The sequence below is a fragment of the Bacillus sp. B4EP4a genome (genome assembly GCF_006680105.1).
GTDB lineage: Bacteria > Bacillota > Bacilli > Bacillales > DSM-1321 > Peribacillus > Peribacillus simplex_E.
Window position 1 is genome coordinate 26093 of sequence record NZ_VHIK01000040.1, and the last position, 21948, is coordinate 48040.

A 21948-nucleotide genomic window follows, 5' to 3' on the forward strand; every position below is an offset into this window, starting at 1 on the left:
TCTATTTTGCATTTACTATAAAAGAGTAAAAACCAGAAAGGAAATGATCAGAAAGGAGACTTGTGATGGGATACATTGAAGATTTACGTGCTCTCGTTGGGACTAGAGCTTTGATCCTTACGGGGGTCACCGTTTTGGTTATCGATCAGAACAGCCGTTTTCTGATGGTACAATCCGATAATATGTGGAAATTTCCAGGCGGCTTTATTGAATTAGGAGAATCTGCGGAAGAGGCATGCAGACGTGAAATTTTGGAGGAAACAGGGATTAACATTGGCAACCTTCAATTAATTGGCGTTTTTTCAGGGAAGGACTATTTTACGAAGCTTCCTAATGGTGATGAATACTTTCCAGTCAATATTGCTTACGTGACCAAAGAAATACTCAGCGGAGATTTAACACCTGATGATTTAGAAATACAAAAGGTACAATTTTTTAAATGGTCCGCTTTTCCGAAAGATTTAACTGAACGAGATCGACAAATATTTCAAAGTTTTATCGAAAATATGATTTTAGAGGGAAGGAAGGGATTGAAATAGTGAAGACAATCGCTTTTTACATTAGAGAGCCTATTAAAATAAATCAAGGATTTATGTACAATCAGATCATTATGTTGGATCAATATCGGCCTATTGTAATAGGACCTTACCCAAATAGCGACAATGTTCAATTTCAGTTTGAACATTATTATAATTTGAACGAAATTCAAGACCTTGGTACCTTCCTTAAGGAGCAAAATGTCGTCGCGATTCACGCTCATCAAGGGAAACATTCCACCGATATTTTACCAATAGCTTTAGAGTATGATATTCCTTTGATTGTACATTTTCGGGGACGTGATTCATCCACTCAAACATATAAGAGATTTCGCAAAAATGTACTCCGATATCAAAATTTAGTAAAACATGGAGCTGGTTGTTTTGCTGTTTGCCATTTTCTTGCAGATGAATTAAAAAAATTAGGATTTAAAGAAGATAAAATACATGTATTATATGGCGGTCTAGATTTAGATTTATACCCATATGTCCAACGTTCCCTACCTAAGGGAGGTGAAATTCGAATCTTGTCTGTAGCCAGGCTTGTCGCGAAAAAAGGATTTTTTACGCTTTTGAAGGCTTTTCAACGGATTCATCAGGAATACCCAAGAACGACACTGCACATCATTGGGACAGGTGAAGATGAAGAGAAGCTAAGAGTTTTCATTGATGAAAACCAATTAAACGAACACGTTTTTCTTAGGGGGCCAATGGATTCTAACCAAATTTCTAAGGAATTAAGAGATTCCCATCTCTTTTGCCTTGCCAGTGAAACGGGCGAAGATGGCGATGTAGAAGGAATCCCAAATGCATTAAAAGAAGCCATGGCAAGCGGTTTACCAGTCATCTCCACCTTTCATGGAGGGATCCCGGAATTGATTGAGCATAAAAAAACAGGATACCTTGTTCCTGAGAAAGATGATATAAAATTGGCTCAAGGTATAAAATATTTCCTGAACCATCCAAGAGTATGGAAGAGATATACCAGAAGTGCAAGACAGGTTATTGATGAAAATTTTGATTTAAAAAAACAAATCATCGAACAACAAAGGCTATACAGCTTAATGGAAAAAAATAACGAAGTTAATTGAATAGTCAAAGTAAATGATTATGTGCTCAGTAAATTAGCGATGTTCCTTCCCTCCTTTTGTTCCCCTCGGACTAGTATATATCCCAGATGGATTCATAAAAGTACTCCTAAATCACATTCCAAAAAATACAAATTCAGTTCAGAATGACAATAAGCGAGATTGGACCATAATCATTTACATTGTAGTACAGGAAGCCGGTAATTATGTCCATTTGATTGATCATGGAACATGTTTGGGTGGATATCATTGGTCTGAAAAAACGCTTACCCAGAATCTGAAATACGATATCCCTTACCAAGAAACTAACCGAGGGGGCTCCTCTATGCTAAAAAAATTGTACCCCTTTCAAACGAATCAACTATGAAGTTACCCAAACCATCCCTGTAGATGGTGGGGTCCCGAAGGAGTAAAGTGAAGCGCTGTACAAATTTATTTTAGAACAAAAAAGTCATTTACCGAATCTTATAACCAATTTCATTGAACAATGCAAGAGCAATATGGTTAATAAAAAAGATAAGGTAAAAAAGAAATAGAGCTAGACAAATCTTTTTAAAGGAGACAAAGTGATATGACAAAATATCCAGTTCGATATGTACAAACATTAAGGGGCGGAACAGCTCATGTCATTCTTTTCAGCGATGGTAAAGAATATGTCGTGAAGTGGTTCGATACTATTAAAGATAGAGAAAAAGAAGTGGTTAATGAATACCTGATCGGCAAATTGGCAGAGCTCCTTTCACTTCCCGTTATCCCATTTGATCTTGTATATATACCAGAAGAATTTATCAAGAAAACTCCTGAATTACAATCCACTAAACACAACTATAGTTCTGGATACCAATATGGCTGTGTTTTTATTAAAAACAGTACAGTTTTCGAAAATGTTAGATTAAATCCTCCCACTAAGTCGGATGTTAAAAACCGCGATATGCTAGCCGGTATAACGGTATTCGACCAATGGGTAAATAACTCTGATCGAGGTACGATGAATGTCATTTTGGAAAATCTCAGTGATGGTGGCTATTATGTCCATATGATTGATCATGGCAGAGTTTTTCCGGGACGTTACCAATGGTCAGCTCAAACGCTGAGAGAAACACCGGTATATAACTACCATTGGCCTTTTTATAAATGGACCTTCTCTCTTCTCGATGATCACACAGAGCTTACATCGTATATAGAAAAAATAGTGAATTTGCCGAACAAATCGATTTTTCAAGTGATTGAATCAATCCCAAAAGAGTGGAATGTGAGTACGGAGGATAGAGATGCTCTCTACAAGTTTCTTTTAGACCAGAAAATTAAATTGCCAGATATCGTTGATCGTATCATCCAGCATCATAGCAATCCAAGATAACGCTGGTTTTTTCCCCAGAAAAAAGTAACTCCTTATTAGCTTTAAAGGAGTTACTTTTTTTATCTGTAAATCTTTCCATTCCATATAGGACTCGGGATCCATTTCTTTTAACTCTTCCAAGAACAATGGTAATAGACCCAACTTTTTTAAACCTTTGAATATCGACTCTGGCCTGTTTCGATTCCTTGTATAGGAGCTATAATGATCAATTACTTTTAATTCCTCATCCTTAGTTACAATAATGTGGCGCAAATAGGCATCCATTCTGATAAACTTTAAACGCTCCATTTCTTTAAGCGCAAAAAGAATTTGCCTCATCAATTTTCCGGATAGGATCCCTCCAAATTCTAAATATTGGAATATAGTTGACCCCTCAAGATATTCCATAATAATATAGTTTTTCCCCACCTCATAAAGCCGTGGAATAGTGGAAGACTCTTGTGCAATTTTCAATACATCCCCCTCTTTAATGGCATATTCTGGTTTTTACAAATTTTCACACATTTGTCTGAAGAAATTTTTAAAACGGCCCCTTGCGACCCCTTACCATTCAGCGGAAACGAAGTTGGATTTTTTATTACATCACCTTTTTAATCCCTTCAGTAACACTGAAAGATTTAAAGTCCTCCGCTTTCGTTCACTTCCTTCACATTTCCTATCATACATTTCTTTTTCTCTTTATCTCTTTTTCTCTAAGTTTCTTGAACGGCTTATTACAAAATGAAATATGTTCCTTTTTTGAAAAGTCCTTCTATAATTGATGAAGAAGGACATAAATTCACGTATGAATTTTGGTGAAAATACACACATGAATATCTTTACAAAGTGACTTGGGCAGATTGTGAGCTTTCTATATTTTATGTAAATGATTAGAGTTTGCCATAATCAAGCGCCAGGTCACCAGTAATTTTTACTGGTCCACCTCATAATCGGTGCACTGTTAGCAAGAACTAAGAAACAGTTATATAACAAGGTTCATGGTATAATTAACATAGTAAAACGCTTACAGTGGCAATTCAAACTAATTGTTCGGAAAATTCTTTCTATTAGGAGTCGATGAAAGTTGACGGTGGAAAATAAAATAAGTAAAGAACAAACTATTTTTAATCATATTGGAAATAAAATCAAAACGGAAGATCGAGAAATTAATGTAATTGCTAGATTAGATGAACCACTAATTGTAATATTAGGGAATGTTTTGAGTGACGAAGAATGTGACGGACTTATTGAATTGTCAAAAGACAGAATGAATCGTTCCAAAATTGGAGTTAAGCACGAAGTAAATGAGATAAGAACGAGCAGTAGTATGTTTTTTCAAGAAAATGAATATGAAATCATTACCAAAATCGAAAAAAGGATTTCAACAATCATGAATATACCCATTGAACATGGAGATGGTATTCAAATTCTTAAATATACTCCTGGGCAAGAATATAAAGCTCATTTTGATTTTTTTACATCCTCAAGTATAGCAGCAAAAAATAATAGAATTAGCACAATCATCATGTACTTAAATGATGTGGAGCATGGGGGAGAAACTTTTTTTCCTAAACTGAATTTTTCAGTGTCCCCGCGAAAGGGAATGGCTGTGTATTTCGAATACTTCTACAACGACAAAAATCTAAACGAACTAACTCTACACGCTGGAGCACCCGTTATCACTGGTGAAAAATGGGTTGCAACACAATGGATGAGGAGACAAAAATAGTCTGCAGCTTGATAATGTTTAAACGATTGACTTTAAAAGTCTTAATTTTAGGTGCCTTTGTTAATTAGGCACCTATTTGTTCATTAGGATTCTGTTTATTAAAAATGGCCAAACGATGAAATCAAAAAAAGAATGATCAATAGTCTAAATTAACACTGGTTGGTCTCTTTGAACTCCAAAATTTCTGAGTACACTATTCATTTACCCTTAGTACTTTTTCTAAAATTATCGTAATCGGTCTTAATGTAATGGAATACCTTCGCGTTGCCATTATGGTCTGGATGAGTTATTTTTAATAACCCTTTATATTCTGCTAATACTTCTTTATTGCTCGCCGTTTTAGAAAGCCCTAATTTTTCACTATAATCATTTGATTGAGTAGTGGAGTCAATATTGTAATTGTTTCTGATGTTTTCTTTTAATTTTATCAATTCATTACGTAATTCAATATTTTCTTTTAATAAATCCTTTGTTTCATTTTGTAATTCACTCTTCTCATTCTTTAGAATGGTAACTTCCTTTTTGAACATATCCCTCTGCTGAATCAATATTCTTTTTGCAGTCTCATGAAGTTCTTCAATACCTTCTATATGCTTATCTTGAGCTTGTATTTTTAATTTTAATCGATGTATGATTTCGTCCTTATTTTGATCTATGATATCATTTATAGCCAGCTTTGAAGCTGAGCCATCGCTTATGTAACCATTGTTCCTCTTTCCGTTTCCAGAGTATTTAATCTTACCTTCGCGAAGCCAGCGTCTTACAGTTTGTACACTATTACTTTCTGTTACTCCTGCATCTTTCAACATTTCAAATGCTTGATCTGTGCCATCCATTATGTATCCGGCTTTTCTATTCTTGTTTCCTCCCTCATATTTAATCTTACCTTCACGAAGCCAGCGTCTTACAGTTTGTATACTGCTACTTTCTGTTACTCCTGCATCCTTTAACAGGTCGAAAGCTTGATCTGTGTTCACATTGTTCCCCCTTTCTCCTTATTACGCAATGTAATGTTACTCGAATGATATTAGCCTATTAAAAGGAATATATTTTTCAACGAATGCGATTAATTTGTATGTCAATGTTTTAAATAATAGCATAGCCATTTTCTAAACAAAGAACAAATAGATGAAGAATATATGACGAATATCACAGAGAGGTAACGATTAGGTATCAAAATTAAAAGTGTGAAACCAGAAATAAATTATCGGTAACTACTAAAGTCATGAAATCAATGGTGGAGTTCAGTTATTATGAGCAATATATACATTCAGATTGAATCCAGGATCATGGGAAAGTGAGAATGAACGCTACATTATACATATCTTACATGCTATGCTACCGTGCGGGATGATTTTTGGCTGCATATGAAAAGAGATAAGAATCATACCAATAATCCCATAAGGAGTACCGCAAGCAATAAGTGGATTTACAGCGTTAAGGAAATTCCAATATTAAAAATCCCAATCTCTCAGTGATATAAATGAGAAATTGGGATTTATTTATTCATCAATTACGATTTAAGCTGCAACTAAAAGACACTAAAACAGCCGCTATTTCCATGTTGATATTATTTAACTACAGAAAATTATTGTTGACCCTCTGTATAAATTTGGAAGGTTACGCCGAATTTGTCTGATACAATCCCATAAGCAGGGCTGAAAAATGCTTCCTGCAGCGGCATTTTCACTTCTCCACCTTGCGACAAAGTTTCAAAGATTCGTTTTGATTTTTCAATATCATTAATTGAAATACAGATCGTGACTTGATCTCCAGATTGACTGGTTTGACCTGGAAACGTATCGGAAAACATGAGGTCCGTTTCCCCAACCTTTAACATTGCGTGCGCCACAAGATCCTTTGCTTCTTCTGGCAGAGGAAATTCCGGGTTTTCTGGCATTTCTCCAAAAGTTTGATTAAAAACGACTTTTGCATCCAATGCTTTTTCGTAAAATTGGATCGCTTCCTTTGTATTTCCGTTCATCATTAAATATGGAGATAATCGCATTGTCATAATTAAATAGCTCCTTTTGCTTTGAGTTTTTTTACAAAGCTTGAGAAATTTCCAAGCTTCCTTTTGAACTGGTCAGTGGCAATAACCACCATACCATTATTACCCATGATTGTATTTTATAACACGGAACATGTGTTCGTCAATTAAAATTTACTGCAAACTATCAATTTTTTTTGTGTTAACGATTGAAATGAAAATTCCAAGGTGGTTGGTCCGGCCTTTAATGCAGTCATGTAAAACTACTTTTGATTACCAAAATCTGATTGATTTATTATCGGTTTTTCAAATCATGAAGCATTTCAAACGAGAACAAGGTGAAATGAAAAAGGCATGACCCCAGTAGATTGCCGGTTTCATGCCTCAAGTCTGTTTAAAAAGTGTTTAATTTTTTGTGATATCGTTTATTTTAATTAACTTGCTATCATTTCAGAATCTTGTCCTTTTTTAAGGTTTGGTAACTTAGAGTCTATAGATAGGAATCGGCTTCCATTCAATACTAGGTGAAGTGCAATAATCATAAGTACGAGATCCAGTTCGTACCCTGTACCTTCTCCATTCCCCATAAAACCTGCTGGGAATTTCACATAAACAATTGCTCCAGCCATGATGAAAACAAGGAGGGCAGAAATTATTCTTGTTCCAAGACCTATAATTAAGGCAATTCCTCCAACCAATTCAATAATACCTACTACATAGGCCATAAATCCCGGAATGCCTATACTTTGAAACCATCCTGCAGTGTTATCCAATCCACCTTTGAATTTTGACAAACCATGCAAGAAAAATGAAATTCCCAACATAACTCTTAATAAAAAGGTACCGATCTCTTGTTTATTCATGTCACATCTCCTTTTTTTTATTTTACACTACAAAGTGTAGTGTAAAGTGGTAAAAAAATCAAGTGAAAGTCATCCGACAATCACTATAGTCATTCCCAGAAGTAAAACCAAAACATAAATTGAAACGAAAATCGTGATAGTTTCAGCCTTCAAAGGAATTGATTTATGGGGATCAATTAATTGCTGAAGTCTATAGTTAACTGATTCATTGGAGAAGTGGACAAGGACAGGAGAGGATTTATCAGTGCAACCATGTTTAATTAACTTCAATAAAGCGGCACTTATGCCTAATTCAGTCCCCATTTTTTTAATCGCATTCTCGTCGGCTGATAATTCACTTATTATTTTGTAATTTTTATGACACCATTTTGTCAGTGGGACAAACCATAACCCATCTGAGATCAACTGTAAAATAAAGATTACCAGCGGATCATATTTTTTTTGGTGAAAGGCTTCATGCTCCACTACCGCTTCTAGTTCATCAAAGTCCAATAATCGAATTAAGCCAATACTGAACACAATGAAAGGCCGCCTGAAACCAAGAGTAAACGCAAGAGGATGTTCAACGTTCACAACTAAGATATCATTGTTGACCCGATTGAATGTTTCATTTATGGACCTTGTCATATCAACGTTTTTTGAAAGAAAAAGCTTTTGTTTAAATCTTCTGGATAAGAAGTATTGCTCAGCAATTTTGAATAATGTGCTCAATATACTATAGGATATTATTATACTGAGCAGGGTGACAACCACAAAGTAGTATACTGAATCTTCCTTGAATAAACTAAAACAAAATTTAAAAAAGTTGGCTTTAATCTTCACACCAAAAAAGATATGTACTAAAAACGCTCCCATTTGGCACCATACTACACATGCAATTAAAAGGCTCAGACTTATAACAAAATAAGACTTTCTCTTCCACATTATAATTTATCCTTTTTTAACGATTGGATTTTTTGTTCCAATTTTTCAATTAAACCTTGGTCAGCGTCTTTCATGGCATCCAGCATATGGCTTATGACCGCCCCACCAAATTCATCCAGCAAATTCTCAGTCAATTTCTTTGACTGCTCTTCTAAAAACTCCGCTTTGGACTGCACCGGGCGAAATAATGAAAGTCTCCCTTCAGACCTCTTTTCAAGAATGCCTTTTTCTACTAAACGATTCATGACGGTCATTACTGTGTTGAAATTGATAGGTTTGTCAAGTTCCAATGATTGCTGAACCGATTTAATGCTCTGTTCATCTTTATCCCATAAATATTCCATGATATTAGCTTCCAATGGACCAAAGAAACGATTCAGTCCAACTTCATCATATTTAAAATTTTTAATATTCATCCTTTAACACCTCCCACTACAAATTGTAGTGGAAATCCTTGTTACAATCAAGTTTCATCCGGAAGATTAGTATCACGGATGTCTATAGATTGACTTTTCAGGTCTCTATTGTCCTTGCTTTACCAAGTTCCTCTGGTCCTCCACCTCTATTACACTCCACTCCTTTTTCAGCAGAAAATGTTCATCCGTTCCTTTTTCCTTATAAGCAGGGATTAAAATTTGCTAATAAATAAAAAAACGAGCCTATTGGAGGCTCGTTTCACTGATTAATAATTTCTCTTTGTGCAAGTTTCTCTATTTCATCAGAATTATAAAAATGATATCCTTTTGCCGTCGTTTGACCCGCAGCGTACATTGCAGCAGCTACTTTGTTTGCTTCTATTGCACGATATGGGCGTATAGGGCCCACAAAGAAATATTTAGCAAAAGTACTTATCAGCCCAGAAATCTTTTCACCTGCCCTGAATTCCTTGCGTTCTCCAAGAAGTAAGGAAGGGCGGAATATATGTACAGTATTCACTTCCAAGTGTTGTAGTGTTCCTTCTACATCGCCCTTAACACGACTGTAGAAAAACTTTGATTTGGAATTCGCTCCCATTGCCGTTATGACGAGTAATTTTTCAACATTGGCCGTCTTTGCCATTTTAGCTGCTTCGATAACATAGTCATAATCCACTTTACGAAAAGCTTCCTTCGATTTAGCCTTTTTGATCGTAGTACCCAAACAAATGAAAACATCGCTGACTTTGAACAAATCGGCGTACTTGGATAAATTATCGAAATCCACCACATGGCCTATGCACTTGGCATCAGTGATTTTCATTTCGCTTCTTGTCAGTAAATGGATTTCACTATAGATTTTGCTGTTGCTTAGCTCTTTAACCAACTGGGTGCCGACCAAACCTGTAGCCCCTAAAATCAATGCCGTCTTATTAGTCATGATTCCCTTCTTTCTATAATTAGCACCTTACTATCAACCATATCCTTTTTAACTATAACCAAGCTTAATAGGACTAAGATAAATGATTTACTTGATTGAAATTATTAATTATCCAAGAGTCGACTTCAAATCTAATCGTACTCAAACATGCATTGAACAATCGCATTTCGTTGGATACGATTGACTCGTTTGACATCAAGCGTAAAATAAAATGAATGACGGCTCCATGTGCAACAAGTATGACTTTCCTCTCAGGATACTCCTTCTGAATTTCCTGGAGTCCATTCATCAGCCTGTTTCGTAAAGATTTCTGATTTTCTTGACCAGGATATTCTTTATTCACGAATGCTGACTCCCTTTCAGCTGCTGTCATTCCTTCAGCGACGCCAAAATTCTTTTCAATGAATTCCATTTTTTCAATAACCGGGACTTCAATATAATGCGAAATGATATCTGCCGTTTCCCTTGCCCTTTTTAAAGGGCTTGAAATAATTACATCCCAATCATCTTTTGACAAAAATTCACCACATTGCCGTGCCTGAATCTTTCCGAGTTCATTTAAAGGAATATCAGTCTGCCCCTGCAGTTTCCCTAGTGCATTCCAATCTGTTTGACCATGCCGCACTAAACAAATAGTAGTAATTGTCCTCAAACCCCTCTAAGTAAATTGTTATTTCTTCACTTCTTCAATGATGGAATGTCCTTCAGTCTGTTCAAGATCTGACCATTTCCATTTTTCATGCAAACGTATCCTTCCATCCGGCAACATTTCAGGGGTGGAAAGACAGCTGCCTCCTCTAATTTCCCCTTTTTCATTGATATGATTATACCTGAATTCAAGAGTTCCATCCAGATTGACAAGCCCTATTAAAGTCCCTTTAACAATCTCTCCGCCCTGATAACTTGCTGAAAGAATTGAGCCTTCTTGTGAATAGTGGAAGGAAGTATTTCCTGACACTTCTCCATTTTCAGAATTGACTTTAGCCTTGAATATCCGACCATCATAATTAAACATCATCATTCCCCCCATATGAATTAATAAGGATAATGATACCAAATTATTCAAAAAAAGAATATTGAAAAATCTTATGGGATTTTAATTCTGTGTCGATGGAAATGACACAAAAAATACATAATATTCCCCATTGAATTCCACTATTATATTGTGGTTAGATTATGGAAGATGTTACTTATGGAATGAACAATCCCCAAGTTGAAACGTCTAATTAAACTGGAAGATGTTGGTGAGGTGCTCAAGTGAAAGAAATACTTCTGATTCTACTATTACAACTTATTTATGTTCCGATTTACACGTTGCGAACCATTTTCTTAGTAAAAAATATTACCATACTTGCCTCGATACTTGGTATAGCAGAAATGTTAATATACGTTTTTGGTTTATCCCTAGTATTTGGCGGTGACCAAAGCATACTCGCCATGGTTGTATATGCAGTCGGTTTTGGAATCGGAATAATTTTTGGTACGAAAATTGAGCAAAAACTTGCCATCGGTTTTATTAATGTAACCGTTAATACTCAAACCAAAAATGAACATTTGGTAGATACACTGAGGAACAACGGATTTGGTGTAACTCTTTATACGGGCGAGGGCAGGGATAGCAACCGTTATCGTATGGAAATTTTGACAAAACGGAATCGGGAACAAGAATTGATAGCAACCGTTGAAAAGTTTGAACCTAAGGCTTTCATCATTTCATATGAACCACGTTATTTTAAAGGTGGATTTTTATTGGACCGGTTGAAAAATAAAGCAAGCTGAATGAAATGCAAAAGCCCATCTTTTCAAGATGGGCTTTTGCATTATTTCGTTTTTGGTTTTCTGATCTTCATTGCCCTCGTTATCGGTTGTTTTTTAATCCACTTTAAGTATTTTTTTATTCTTCATCATCTTTCAGCAATAGCACGGTATTCAGCCGGATGGCCAGCTCTCGGTTTGAATACAGGGCGTGAATCTGTTTGTGACAAGATTTACAGAGATAGGCAATGGGTAAATGGCTGCCGCCTAATTCTCTAGGTGTTAAATGATGGATGGTCAGTTCTATCTCATCCCTGTCACAAAGCTCACAAGTACCCTTCATCTCATTACTCGTCCATTATGGCTTTACGGATTTTCCTTCTTCAACAATATGAAACATCAAATGGGCAAGATGGTGTATTGGTCCATACTCTTCATTGTCATCATCTTCTTCATTCTCCACTTCCACTTCATCCATCCCTTGTAAATAAAGTGCCATGAACTCATAAAAATCATTTTTAGTAAAGGAGTAACAATCACTTGGATCCTGACTATCTTCTTCATACTGTAAAACTAGATGGGATAAATCACCCTCATCATCTTCAGCATCAAAAAAAACGAAATACCCGATATTTGTATCCAGTTCAAATAATCTGCGAAAACCGAGTGATGTTGATTTTTCAAACTCAGCCGACGTCAATTTTTGCACTTGCATGCTGTCTACATTATCTTCCTTATGAAAGCCCACGATAAATGTGTTCATAATCTAACCTCCTGTTGAATATGGATAACCATAGTATTCCCATTTAACCGGATTTATTCGATTTAGAGATTTGCTTCCAAGACAACAGGGCAATGATCGCTGCCCATGACATCGCAGTGAATGTTAGCCTCTAATAAGGAATCCGCCAAACGTTTTGAAACAATGAAATAATCGATTCTCCACCCGATATTCCGCTCTCTCACTTTAGCCATATATGACCACCAACTATAGGCACCTTCCCGGTCCGGATAAAAATAGCGAAAAGTATCGATAAATCCTGCATCAAGTAAATCAGTCATCTTTCCACGCTCTTCATTAGTGAAACCGGAATTCCCAATATTGGTTTTTGGGTTTTTTAAATCAAGCTCAGAATGCGCGACATTAAGGTCCCCACAAAAGATAACCGGCTTCACCAAGTCCAGTTCCTTAAGATAATTTATCATCCCATCTTCCCATTCGAGACGGTAATTCAGCCTGGATAAATCCCTTTTTGCATTGGGTGTATAAACATTCACCATATAAAATTTCTCGAATTCCAGTGTTATGATCCTGCCTTCCGGCTCCTCGTTCAGCTCCCCTACCCCATATTTCACGGAAAGCGGTTTTTCCTTCGTGAAAATGGCTGTACCGGAATATCCTTTTTTCAATGCATAATTCCAATATTGATGGTACCCTTCCAACTCAAGTGAAATCTGCCCTTCTTGTAGTTTAGTTTCTTGAAGGCAAAAAATATCTGCATCCACATCTTTAAAGTAATCTAAAAATCCTTTTTTTACACAAGCCCTTATTCCATTCACATTCCAGGAAACCAATTTCATATTTTCTTTAATTCTCCTTATGGCCAATTAATTTCTTTACATTTCAACTATACTATTTATCTGCTTTTTTTCCCATTAGAGTACATTCGAAAACAATCTGGCAAATGATTCTTTTGAACGTTCCAGTAAACCACGCTTGTTATAAACGATAGAATCTAGTTTTTCACTATCCCCCATATCCTCTTTGTAATGAATGATGAGATCTTCAATGGAACGGCTGCCCATAAGAAAGACATTGACTTCAAAATTCAGATGAAAACTTCTCATATCCATATTTGCCGTTCCTATGGAAGCCATATCACCATCAACGATAATAAGTTTCTGATGTAGAAAACCCTTTTTATACAAGTATACCTCTACACCGAATTGTAGCAGCTCCCCGAAATAGGAGCGACTCCCAAATTGGGTTAAAAACCCATCATTTACTGCCGGAACCATAAGCCTGACTTGTATCCCCTTAATTGCGGCATGTTTAATGGCTGCTTTAATCGCTTGATTAGGTACGAAGTATGGACTTGCAATCCAGATTGATTCAGTCGCGTTTGTGATAAGTGAATAGTAATAATCACTCATGATTCCCTGTTGTGTATCAGGTCCGCTTGCTACCACCTGAACGGCTCCATCCCCTTGTTCCACTTTATTCTTGAATTCTGGACGATCTTGCAATACATCTTCCCCGCTGACATATTCCCAATCCAAAAGGAAAACAGTATGGAGCATAAATACCGCTTCACCTTTAAGTACCATATGTGTATCTCTCCAAAAGCCAATGTTTTTATTTCGGCCCAAATATTCCTCTCCTACGTTTAAACCTCCAACAAAGCCAACTTCCCCATCTATGATGATGATTTTACGGTGATTCCTAAAATTAAACTTTTGATTAAAAAATCCGTGTTTCAGTGGCGAAAATGGATATGCTTTTATCCCGGCATTTTTCATTCGTTTAACTTCATTATTTGAAAGGCTTAAACTTCCGGCCGCATCAAAAATGAATAAAACTTCCACACCATTTTTTGCTTTTTCAATAAGTATATCTATAATTTCAGTACCAAGCCTGTCGGAACGAAAGATATAATATTCAATATGGATGAATTTCTCAGCTTTTTTTAACTGTTTTATGATTTCTGTAAACGTTTCATTACCATTTTTCAATACTTCCGTTTGCGATGATGTACTAATGATGGTCTCAGAAGCATTTTTGGCAAAAGCTGCAAATGATTGCTGATGATTACTCAAGAACGATAAATCTGGAGATGATACCTGTGTGACAAGACTCTTCCATTCTTCACGATCTTTTTTCCTTTTAGTTTGAAATAAATACCCCTTTAAATAGAGCTGACCTGAGAATAGATAAAATACATATCCAAATACCGGGAAAAACAAAAGCACATACATCCACAAAAGGGTCTCGTGGGCAAATCTATTTTCAAGCATGAGTGAAAATATGGTAATAAACATGACTAAAATATATAATCCAATAAAAAATAGCTTCACGTCGAAGCTAACTTGAGTGAATAGGATCATATAGACTGAAGCAATTAAAATAAATAAAAATACAAATTCCATTCTTCTTCTTTTCATCTTTTCATTCTCCTACACAGCAATATTATATATATATCTATACATATACCCATATTTGATGGTAAAAGAAACAAAACACTTACGAAAAAAATATTCGCAAGTGCTTTGTGTATTACCTATCCAATTATCACTTCATGACAGGAATCAAACTTTCATACAGCTCAATATACTTTAAGGAAGATGATGTCCAACTGAAGTCTAGCTTCATTGCACTTTCGGCCATTTTCCTCCATCTTTTCGACTGGAATTTGTACAGACCAACAGATTGCTCAATTGTATGAAGCATATCGTGTGCATTATAATTCGTAAAACTAAAGCCATTGCCTTCACCAGTAAATTGATTATACGGTATGACCGTATCCCGAAGTCCGCCAGTTTCCCTCACTAAAGGCAGAGTACCATAACGCAACGCCAAAAGCTGGCCGATACCACATGGTTCGAATTGTGACGGCATCAGGAATAAATCAGAACCTGCATATATCCGTCTTGCTAAACCCTCATCAAAATATGTATTGACTGAAACCTGATTTGGATATTGGTCAGCTAAATGGCGGAATGCCGATTCATATTGCTCATCACCCGTACCTAAAAGAATGAATTGAACTCCTTGCTTCATCATTTCATGAAAAACATGGAGAATAAGATCAATTCCTTTTTGATCAACAAGCCTGGTTACCATGGATATAACCGGGACCCCATCATTTACAGGAAGATCCAGCGATTCCTGTAGCTGACGCTTATTTTCCATCTTACCCTCATAGGAATCGAATGGAACAGCAAGATATTCATCTGCCGCCGGATTATATTCCTCATAATCGATTCCGTTGATAATCCCTTTAAGGTCACCATTTCTCTTGCGTAAAAACCCATCCAGATTTTCCCCGAAATAAGGACTTTGAATTTCGTCCGCATAACTTGGGCTTACAGTTGTGACAATGTTAGAAAAAGCTAGGCCGCCTTTCAAATAACTTACATTTCCATGAAATTCAAGACCATCGATATTAAAATATAACTCACTCAAATCGAGTAATTCAGCTAAAACAGCTTTAGGATAAACTCCTTGATAGCGTAAATTATGTATAGTAAATATCGTTTTAATATCCTGATAGAATGGATGGTTACTATAGTGAGCTTTCAGCAAAACACTGACAAGGCCCGTTTGCCAATCATGACAGTGTATGACATCCGGCTTTTCTTCTAAATAGGGTAAAGCCTCTAAAATTGCACGGGAAAAGAAGGCGAACCTTTCGCCATCATCAAAGAAACCATAACTACCATGTCTTTTGAAATAATATTCATTATCCAGAAAATAATATGTAATTCCATTAGCAACAAGTTTTTCGATGCCACAGAATTGCTGGCGCCAACCAACAGGAACTTCAATACTCGTCATATGTTCCAATTCCTGTTTGATTTGGTTAGGAAGATCCCCATATTTAGGAAGGATGACACTTACATGGACTCCCTGTTTTTTCAGCGCTTTCGGGAGCGCGCCTATAACGTCTCCGAGCCCTCCCGTTTTTATAAAGGGGGCGCATTCTGAAGCAGCAAATACAACATTCATTGCCGCACCTCCTCTATTAAATTACTTCCGCTTTTTTTATTACAGTAGGCTGTTTTAATCCAATAACTGATTTTTCACTAGTAATTCTCACTTCTTTATCAGTTATGACATTTTCAACGATGGCTCCTTCTTCAATCACGCCTTTTTGCATGATGATGCTATTTTTTATAATCGCACCCTTTTTCACCTTTACCCCACGGAATAGTATACTGTTTTCGACAGTCCCTTCAATATCACAACCGTTGGCTATCAATGAATTGGTAACCTTCGAAGAACTTGAATATTTGGTCGGTGCCTCATGTTTGATTTTTGTATAAACATCCCAAGTATCCCCGAAGAAAGAACGGATTACCGAAGGGTTCAGGAAATTCATATTACTGGAATGAAAGCTTTCAATGGAATGGATGAATGGCATATCTCCAGTAAAATTATAGCCTTTAACTGTAAAGCGATGAAGATTTGCTTTCACAGCGTCTTTCAAAAAGTCATATTCCCCACTGGCAACACAGCTTTTGATCAAGTTCACCAATAGCGTTTTACTTATGATGAAGGTTTCTAGACAAACATGGTCACCTGGTCTAGGGATGGTATAAAAGCTAATGTCAGTAATGTCTTCATCCGTATTTACCGAGCAAGTGTGATAGATTGGTTTTTCAATCAATTCCCCTACATAATCCTTATATACGACCGTGATATCCGCTTTTTGTTTTTTGTGATAATCAAGCACTTCATTAAAATCCAATTTGCATACATGGCTTCCAGGGGAAATGATTACAGTATCTGCCTCTGCACGTTCGAAAAATTTAAGATGATCATAAAATTGTTTCATATCACCTGTTACCGTTTCATCCGGATGGATAGGGGGCAAGATGTATAAGCCTCCTGAACGCCGAGCCAAGTTCCATTCTTTACCTGAGCCAAGATGATCCATAACAGAAAGATACTTTTCTTTTGGAAAAACGGCTACTTTTGATACATCTGCATTAATGAGATTCGACATCGTAAAGTCAATCAATCGGTAGCGTCCACCAAATGGCACAGATGCTACATTTCGGTGAGCAGTCAGATCTTTTAAATGTTGTCTTTCATTGATTAAGTTAATAATACCCAACACATTTTCCATAGCATCTTCCCCTTTTTCTAGTTAAGAGTGAGTGATCTTTTTTTTGTTTGGATTGATAATGGTCTGATTTTCACCAATTAAGGTAATATCGGATGTAATCGCTGAATTGCCAACTATGGCACCATCTTCTATAACACAATTGCTGGCTATGATGCTTCTTTCTATATGAACGTTTTCACCAATCGTGACATTAGGCATGATGACTGAATCTTTTATGGTTGACCCATAGCCAACCTGAACATTATAGGATAAAACCGAATGTTCAATTTTCCCATGTATCATGCACCCTTCATTGATAAGCGACTGACTGACCTCGGCATCCGGTGATATATATTGCGGCGGATGATTTGCATTGCGGGCAAAAATTTTCCATTGCTGATCATCCAACTGGAAATTTGGCGTATCTTCCAATAAGTCCATATGTGCCTGCCAAAGGCTTTCGACCGTTCCGACATCTTTCCAATAATCATTAAAACGATAGGCATATAGCTTTTTTCGGTCTTCAAGCATCTTTGGAATGATGTTGCTGCCGAAATCATTGGAAGAATTTTCATCCTTTTCATCATTTATTAAATACTTTCTTAGGGTTTTCCACTTGAAAAGGTAAACTCCCATTGAAGCGAGATTACTCTTTGGATACTTTGGTTTTTCATCGAATTGAGTGATTTTATCATCATCATTGGTATTCATGATCCCGAAACGACTTGCTTCCTGCCACGGCACTTGAATGACAGCTATGGTTGCCTCTGCATTTTTTTCGATGTGATAATCCAGCATCTTACTGTAATCCATCTTATAAATATGGTCACCGGAGAGAATCAGTACATGTTCCGGATCATAGTTATCAATATATTGGATATTTTGATAAACAGCGTTTGCCGTCCCTTTATACCATTCACCGCCTTCTTTCCCTTGATAAGGGGGAAGTACGGAAACTCCGCCAACATCCAGATCAAGGTCCCAAGCTTTGCCATTACCAACATAATCATTTAGAATCAATGGCTGGTATTGGGTCAGTACCCCAACCGTATCAATACCAGAATGAGTGCAGTTACTTAATGGAAAATCGATGATTCTATATTTACCGCCAAAGGGAACAGCTGGTTTTGCCAAACCGATTGTCAATTCACCTAACCTTGAACCCTGGCCTCCTGCCAATAACATTGCTATCCATTTTTTCGCTCCCATTATTCGTTCACTCTCCCCCGTCTTTTTTTTGTTTGCTTCATAAAAATAGAAATGCCTAATGGAGGTACTGTTATTTCCATGCTGAATGGTTGATTATGGTATGGTTCCTTTTTGACATTAATGGGTTCTTCATTGATCTGACCAGATCCTCCGAAAGCTGCTGAGTCACTGCTGAAAACCTCTATATATTTACCCTGGGATGGTACGCCTATTTGATATTGAGCATGAGCCTGCGCAGAAAAATTACAGACAACAATGCAATAATCGCCTTTGCGTTTGCCTTTTCTCATAAAGGTAATGATACTCTGTTTACTATTGTTCGGATCTATCCACTCAAATCCCTCCTGGACATGATCCAGTCTCCAAAGGGCGGATGATTGCCTATAAAAATCCTGAAGGGTACGGAAGTAATAGGCCAGATTTTCGTGGGATTCATATTCCAAAAGAAGCCAATCCAATTGTTCCTCATCTTTCCATTCTATGAACTGGCCAAATTCACCGCCCATAAATAGAAGCTTCTTGCCTGGATGTGTCATGAAATACCCAAAGAGTAACCGTAAATTAGCGAATTTCTGCCAATAGTCGCCTGGCATCTTATTCAATAAAGACTTCTTGCCATGAACCACTTCATCATGTGAAAAGGGCAAGACGAAATTTTCTGAAAAAGCATAGAAAAATGAAAAAGTTAAGAGACTATGATGATTTGGCCTTTCCCCCGTTTCAAGTTTCATATAACGAAGGATATCGTTAGTCCATCCCATATTCCATTTGTAATTAAAGCCTAGGCCGCCTATATCGGTAGGAGAAGTTATAAGTGGCCGGTCTGTTGCTTCTTCAGCCATCATTAGTGCATTGGGATATTTCTTGAAAACCACTTCGTTAAGTTTTTGCAAAAATTGTATGGCTTCCAGGTTTTCCTCTCCGCCAAACTGGTTTTTCAGCTTGACCGGCAATGGATTATCATGATTTAAGTAAACCATTGACGATACCGCATCGACACGGATCCCATCAATATGGTATACATCCATCCAAAACATTACATTTGATATAAGGAAACTGATTACTTCCGGTTTGGTAAAATCAAAGTTGTATGTCCCCCATAACGGGCGATCTGCTCTAGTATGATCAATTGGTTCATAGAGAGGCGTACCATCGAAACGGGAAAGTCCATGCGTGTCTTTACAAAAATGGGCGGGAACCCAGTCAAGAATTACACCAATGCCCTTTTGGTGGCAAAGGTTTATTAAATATTTAAAATCTTCCGGTAAGCCGTAACGACTGGTTACAGAATAATAGCCCGTGACCTGGTATCCCCACGATTTATCAAATGGGTGTTCCATTATGGCCATGATTTCAATATGTGTAAAACTATTATCAATCACATAATCAATCAATCTATCAGCCAATTCACGGTACGAATAAAATTCGCCATCTTCTTTCTGTTTCCATGTTCCTGGGTGCACTTCATAAATGGACATGGGTTTATGATAAATATTTTCCTTTTTCCTATCGGCTATCCACTTCGAATCTTGCCATTCAAAATTATCCAGCCTTTTAATGACCGAGGCTGTATTTGGTCTGACTTCCGAATAAAAAGCATATGGATCGGCTTTTAGGATTCGTTTATTTCCAGGTGTATGTATTTCGTATTTATAGATTTCCCCTTCTTGTAGTCCTGGTACGAACAACACCCAGATACCTGATCGCTCGATCCGTTTCATCGCATGATCTTTTCCGTCCCAATTATTAAAATTACCGACTACTGAAACTTGCTTGGCATGGGGGGCCCAAACGGCGAAGCGTACTCCTTCTTTACCTAATGATGTTACAATGTGTGCCCCAAGCATTTTATAGCTTTCATAAAGGGTGCCTTCATGAAACAAATACAAATCAAATTCGCTTGGATAAATCTCTTGCAGCTGGTCAATAATTGTACTCAATAAAACCCCTCCATCAGTATTAACTCGATAGTATTTTACCCATCCTTCCCCAGTTATTATATATATTCGATGAAAATGATATTAATCCTTCAAATGGAGGTGAAGTTATTGTTATAAATAGCCGTTTTTTTGTAAATTAAAACATTTTTTTAAAGAAAATAGACATTTTTTGTAAAAAAATCATTATACCAATAAAAGCTCCCCCTATTTTTTGGAAAGAGCTTTAAGGTATCATGTATGAATGCTTCATGTTATTTGTTCAGTTCGATTCACGGAAGTCTTCGTCAAAAATAAATAGGATAATGAGACTGACCATGCCAAAGGAGTATTCTTGTTTGGAATATTACTGCCTCCTATATATAATTCGGGTACTTCCCAGTTTTCCGGTATGATCATTTTCGTTTTATCTATATATTCCTTAACTTTGTTCATCATTCCAAGTTCAAGGTAGCATAAGCCCAACCACGGAAGCCCGAAACACCATTCCGCTTCTTGACCGTCATTATAATAAAGGTCCTTTTCATACCTTATACAACCATTTGTTCTTTCAAGGCGCTCTGTGACATTTTTCAATATTTTAAGTGCTATTTCACGGTCTACCAGCCGATACGGATAAATTAAGGATAAAAGGGCTAAATCCGTCTCTTTTGAATAACTTTCCCTTGGAAGCAAGAAACGAAGAGTTTCTTCTCCCTTTTTAATCAGTTCTTCCTTGACGTTGACCAGCATTTTGACTGAATTCAAACCAGCAACACATGCACCTATGCTTGAAGCGTGGATTTCTATATTTTCTTCCCACATCCCGTTATCTTCCGACTGCCAATATTGCAGGCATTCCAAGTAATTGACCAACTTTTGAACAATTTGTAAATCACGTTGATTTCTCATCACCTTTTTACCCTGCCTATATCCTTCACCAACACCCCATAAAAAGGCACCTATCGCATCATTTTGGGCATGGCCCCACTCATCGGGCAGTTCTTTAAGCTCAGTGGAATACCTTGCATGGATATGTTCAAATAGAAACTGGGGTTTCTGTTCCGTATGAATATCTATCTTCCACTCATAGGATTGAAATAAGTCGAATAAAGCATGATATGCTTTCTCGTAACGATTGGATGGATCATTTAAAAAAGGCAATACTGTATAAACGACATCCCTTATCCAGACAAAATTATAATCATCGGAAACGCTTGCAGTATATGCGCCATTAGGAAGCCGCATGCGATCAAGAACCTCTAGTGCACCATTTACATTCATTAATTAAGCACCTCCATAATAATTTGCTTATTCCCATTGTTGACAGACTCTCATTTTCTAAACGTTTGTTGTTTCATTTTCAATTAGAAGCGCTTTCAATTCAGCTAACCAACACAATTTTTCAGAAGTAC

23 protein-coding genes are annotated in these 21948 nt (G+C 36.8%); 5 read left to right on the forward strand and 18 right to left on the reverse strand.

What is annotated here, in order from left to right; translation table 11 throughout:
- The first annotated feature begins 65 nt into the window (after positions 1–65).
- The 3 genes from FNK51_RS19730 to FNK51_RS19740 all read left to right on the forward strand — a co-directional run bounded on the left by FNK51_RS19730 (position 66) and on the right by FNK51_RS19740 (position 2984).
- A complete protein-coding gene (locus FNK51_RS19730) occupies positions 66–539 on the forward strand; it encodes an NUDIX hydrolase (RefSeq protein ID WP_141994402.1) in 474 nt (157 codons plus the stop codon).
- Positions 539–1627 carry a glycosyltransferase gene (locus FNK51_RS19735; protein WP_286178790.1) on the forward strand — a complete coding sequence of 363 codons (1089 nt, stop codon included), beginning with the start codon at positions 539–541 and terminating at the stop codon, positions 1625–1627. The genes FNK51_RS19730 and FNK51_RS19735 overlap by 1 nt, the downstream gene beginning before the upstream one ends.
- A 568-nt stretch (positions 1628–2195) precedes the next feature.
- A complete protein-coding gene (locus tag FNK51_RS19740) occupies positions 2196–2984 on the forward strand; it encodes a HipA family kinase (RefSeq protein WP_141994404.1) in 789 nt (262 codons plus the stop codon).
- On the opposite strand, the gene FNK51_RS19745 is transcribed toward FNK51_RS19740, so the two are convergent.
- Positions 2916–3437, reverse strand: coding sequence for a kinase (locus FNK51_RS19745; RefSeq protein WP_141994405.1), 522 nt, complete (start codon positions 3435–3437; stop codon positions 2916–2918). The genes FNK51_RS19740 and FNK51_RS19745 overlap by 69 nt on opposite strands.
- Positions 3438–4047: 610 nt before the next feature.
- Here FNK51_RS19745 and FNK51_RS19750 point away from each other — a divergent pair.
- Positions 4048–4692, forward strand: a complete 645-nt coding sequence (locus tag FNK51_RS19750) for a 2OG-Fe(II) oxygenase (protein WP_141994406.1) — start codon at positions 4048–4050, stop codon at positions 4690–4692.
- Positions 4693–4889: 197 nt separating this feature from the next.
- On the opposite strand, the gene FNK51_RS19755 is transcribed toward FNK51_RS19750, so the two are convergent.
- The 8 genes from FNK51_RS19755 to FNK51_RS19790 all read right to left on the reverse strand — a co-directional run bounded on the left by FNK51_RS19755 (position 4890) and on the right by FNK51_RS19790 (position 10840).
- A complete protein-coding gene (locus FNK51_RS19755; RefSeq protein WP_141994407.1) occupies positions 4890–5669 on the reverse strand; it encodes a hypothetical protein in 780 nt (259 codons plus the stop codon).
- A gap of 611 nt (positions 5670–6280) precedes the next feature.
- Positions 6281–6706, reverse strand: a complete 426-nt coding sequence (locus FNK51_RS19760; protein WP_141994408.1) for a VOC family protein — start codon at positions 6704–6706, stop codon at positions 6281–6283.
- A gap of 410 nt (positions 6707–7116) precedes the next feature.
- Positions 7117–7545: a DoxX family protein gene (locus tag FNK51_RS19765; RefSeq protein ID WP_141994409.1), complete on the reverse strand. Its 429-nt coding sequence runs from the start codon at positions 7543–7545 to the stop codon at positions 7117–7119.
- A 69-nt stretch (positions 7546–7614) separates the two neighbouring features.
- Positions 7615–8469 (reverse strand): M56 family metallopeptidase, encoded by an 855-nt coding sequence (locus tag FNK51_RS19770; RefSeq protein WP_141994410.1) that lies wholly within the window; start codon positions 8467–8469, stop codon positions 7615–7617.
- Entirely contained in the window at positions 8469–8885 is a 417-nt protein-coding gene (locus FNK51_RS19775) for a BlaI/MecI/CopY family transcriptional regulator (protein WP_063233685.1), read from the reverse strand. The genes FNK51_RS19770 and FNK51_RS19775 overlap by 1 nt, the downstream gene beginning before the upstream one ends.
- 259 nt (positions 8886–9144) lie before the next feature.
- The gene (locus tag FNK51_RS19780) at positions 9145–9825 is read right to left on the reverse strand and encodes an NAD(P)H-binding protein (RefSeq protein WP_286178791.1); all 681 of its coding nucleotides are present in this window, start codon (positions 9823–9825) and stop codon (positions 9145–9147) included.
- A 73-nt stretch (positions 9826–9898) separates the two neighbouring features.
- Positions 9899–10468, reverse strand: a complete 570-nt coding sequence (locus FNK51_RS19785; RefSeq protein WP_141994442.1) for a histidine phosphatase family protein — start codon at positions 10466–10468, stop codon at positions 9899–9901.
- Positions 10469–10495: 27 nt separating this feature from the next.
- Positions 10496–10840: an avidin-fold protein gene (locus tag FNK51_RS19790; protein ID WP_141994412.1), complete on the reverse strand. Its 345-nt coding sequence runs from the start codon at positions 10838–10840 to the stop codon at positions 10496–10498.
- A 242-nt stretch (positions 10841–11082) separates the two neighbouring features.
- Between FNK51_RS19790 and FNK51_RS19795 the strand changes: the two genes are divergently transcribed.
- Positions 11083–11604: a DUF2179 domain-containing protein gene (locus FNK51_RS19795; protein WP_034306915.1), complete on the forward strand. Its 522-nt coding sequence runs from the start codon at positions 11083–11085 to the stop codon at positions 11602–11604.
- Between the two features lie 115 nt (positions 11605–11719).
- Here the strand turns inward: FNK51_RS19795 and FNK51_RS19800 are convergent, their stop codons facing one another.
- The 9 genes from FNK51_RS19800 to FNK51_RS19840 form a co-directional block, all read right to left on the reverse strand.
- A complete protein-coding gene (locus FNK51_RS19800) occupies positions 11720–11923 on the reverse strand; it encodes an HNH endonuclease (RefSeq protein WP_311624931.1) in 204 nt (67 codons plus the stop codon).
- Between the two features lie 15 nt (positions 11924–11938).
- A complete protein-coding gene (locus FNK51_RS19805; RefSeq protein WP_141994413.1) occupies positions 11939–12343 on the reverse strand; it encodes a cytosolic protein in 405 nt (134 codons plus the stop codon).
- Positions 12344–12405: 62 nt separating this feature from the next.
- A complete protein-coding gene (locus FNK51_RS19810) occupies positions 12406–13161 on the reverse strand; it encodes an exodeoxyribonuclease III (protein ID WP_098369565.1) in 756 nt (251 codons plus the stop codon).
- Between the two features lie 75 nt (positions 13162–13236).
- Positions 13237–14742, reverse strand: a complete 1506-nt coding sequence (gene cls, locus FNK51_RS19815; RefSeq protein WP_141994414.1) for a cardiolipin synthase — start codon at positions 14740–14742, stop codon at positions 13237–13239.
- Between the two features lie 127 nt (positions 14743–14869).
- A complete protein-coding gene (gene glgA, locus FNK51_RS19820) occupies positions 14870–16306 on the reverse strand; it encodes a glycogen synthase GlgA (RefSeq protein WP_141994415.1) in 1437 nt (478 codons plus the stop codon).
- A 16-nt stretch (positions 16307–16322) separates the two neighbouring features.
- Positions 16323–17429, reverse strand: coding sequence for a glucose-1-phosphate adenylyltransferase subunit GlgD (gene glgD / locus FNK51_RS19825; RefSeq protein ID WP_141994416.1), 1107 nt, complete (start codon positions 17427–17429; stop codon positions 16323–16325).
- Between the two features lie 21 nt (positions 17430–17450).
- Positions 17451–18617 (reverse strand): glucose-1-phosphate adenylyltransferase, encoded by a 1167-nt coding sequence (locus tag FNK51_RS19830; protein WP_098369561.1) that lies wholly within the window; start codon positions 18615–18617, stop codon positions 17451–17453.
- Complete coding sequence (gene glgB, locus FNK51_RS19835) at positions 18617–20557, reverse strand: 1,4-alpha-glucan branching protein GlgB (RefSeq protein ID WP_141994417.1); 1941 nt, start codon at positions 20555–20557, stop codon at positions 18617–18619. The genes FNK51_RS19830 and glgB overlap by 1 nt, the downstream gene beginning before the upstream one ends.
- A gap of 246 nt (positions 20558–20803) precedes the next feature.
- The gene (locus tag FNK51_RS19840) at positions 20804–21817 is read right to left on the reverse strand and encodes a glycoside hydrolase family 15 protein (RefSeq protein ID WP_098369559.1); all 1014 of its coding nucleotides are present in this window, start codon (positions 21815–21817) and stop codon (positions 20804–20806) included.
- Positions 21818–21948 lie beyond the last annotated feature (131 nt).

Coding starts and splice junctions, on each gene's coding strand:
- FNK51_RS19730 (WP_141994402.1), top strand. CDS start 66: ATGGGATACATTGAAGATTTACGTGCTCTCGTTGGGACTAGAGCTTTG.
- FNK51_RS19740 (WP_141994404.1), top strand. CDS start 2,196: ATGACAAAATATCCAGTTCGATATGTACAAACATTAAGGGGCGGAACA.
- FNK51_RS19760 (WP_141994408.1), bottom strand. CDS start 6,706: ATGACAATGCGATTATCTCCATATTTAATGATGAACGGAAATACAAAG.
- FNK51_RS19765 (WP_141994409.1), bottom strand. CDS start 7,545: ATGAATAAACAAGAGATCGGTACCTTTTTATTAAGAGTTATGTTGGGA.
- FNK51_RS19770 (WP_141994410.1), bottom strand. CDS start 8,469: ATGTGGAAGAGAAAGTCTTATTTTGTTATAAGTCTGAGCCTTTTAATT.
- FNK51_RS19775 (WP_063233685.1), bottom strand. CDS start 8,885: ATGAATATTAAAAATTTTAAATATGATGAAGTTGGACTGAATCGTTTC.
- FNK51_RS19780 (WP_286178791.1), bottom strand. CDS start 9,825: ATGACTAATAAGACGGCATTGATTTTAGGGGCTACAGGTTTGGTCGGC.
- FNK51_RS19790 (WP_141994412.1), bottom strand. CDS start 10,840: ATGTTTAATTATGATGGTCGGATATTCAAGGCTAAAGTCAATTCTGAA.
- FNK51_RS19800 (WP_311624931.1), bottom strand. CDS start 11,923: ATGAAGGGTACTTGTGAGCTTTGTGACAGGGATGAGATAGAACTGACC.
- FNK51_RS19805 (WP_141994413.1), bottom strand. CDS start 12,343: ATGAACACATTTATCGTGGGCTTTCATAAGGAAGATAATGTAGACAGC.
- FNK51_RS19810 (WP_098369565.1), bottom strand. CDS start 13,161: ATGAAATTGGTTTCCTGGAATGTGAATGGAATAAGGGCTTGTGTAAAA.
- cls (WP_141994414.1), bottom strand. CDS start 14,742: ATGAAAAGAAGAAGAATGGAATTTGTATTTTTATTTATTTTAATTGCT.
- glgA (WP_141994415.1), bottom strand. CDS start 16,306: ATGAATGTTGTATTTGCTGCTTCAGAATGCGCCCCCTTTATAAAAACG.
- glgD (WP_141994416.1), bottom strand. CDS start 17,429: ATGGAAAATGTGTTGGGTATTATTAACTTAATCAATGAAAGACAACAT.
- FNK51_RS19830 (WP_098369561.1), bottom strand. CDS start 18,617: ATGGGAGCGAAAAAATGGATAGCAATGTTATTGGCAGGAGGCCAGGGT.
- FNK51_RS19840 (WP_098369559.1), bottom strand. CDS start 21,817: ATGAATGTAAATGGTGCACTAGAGGTTCTTGATCGCATGCGGCTTCCT.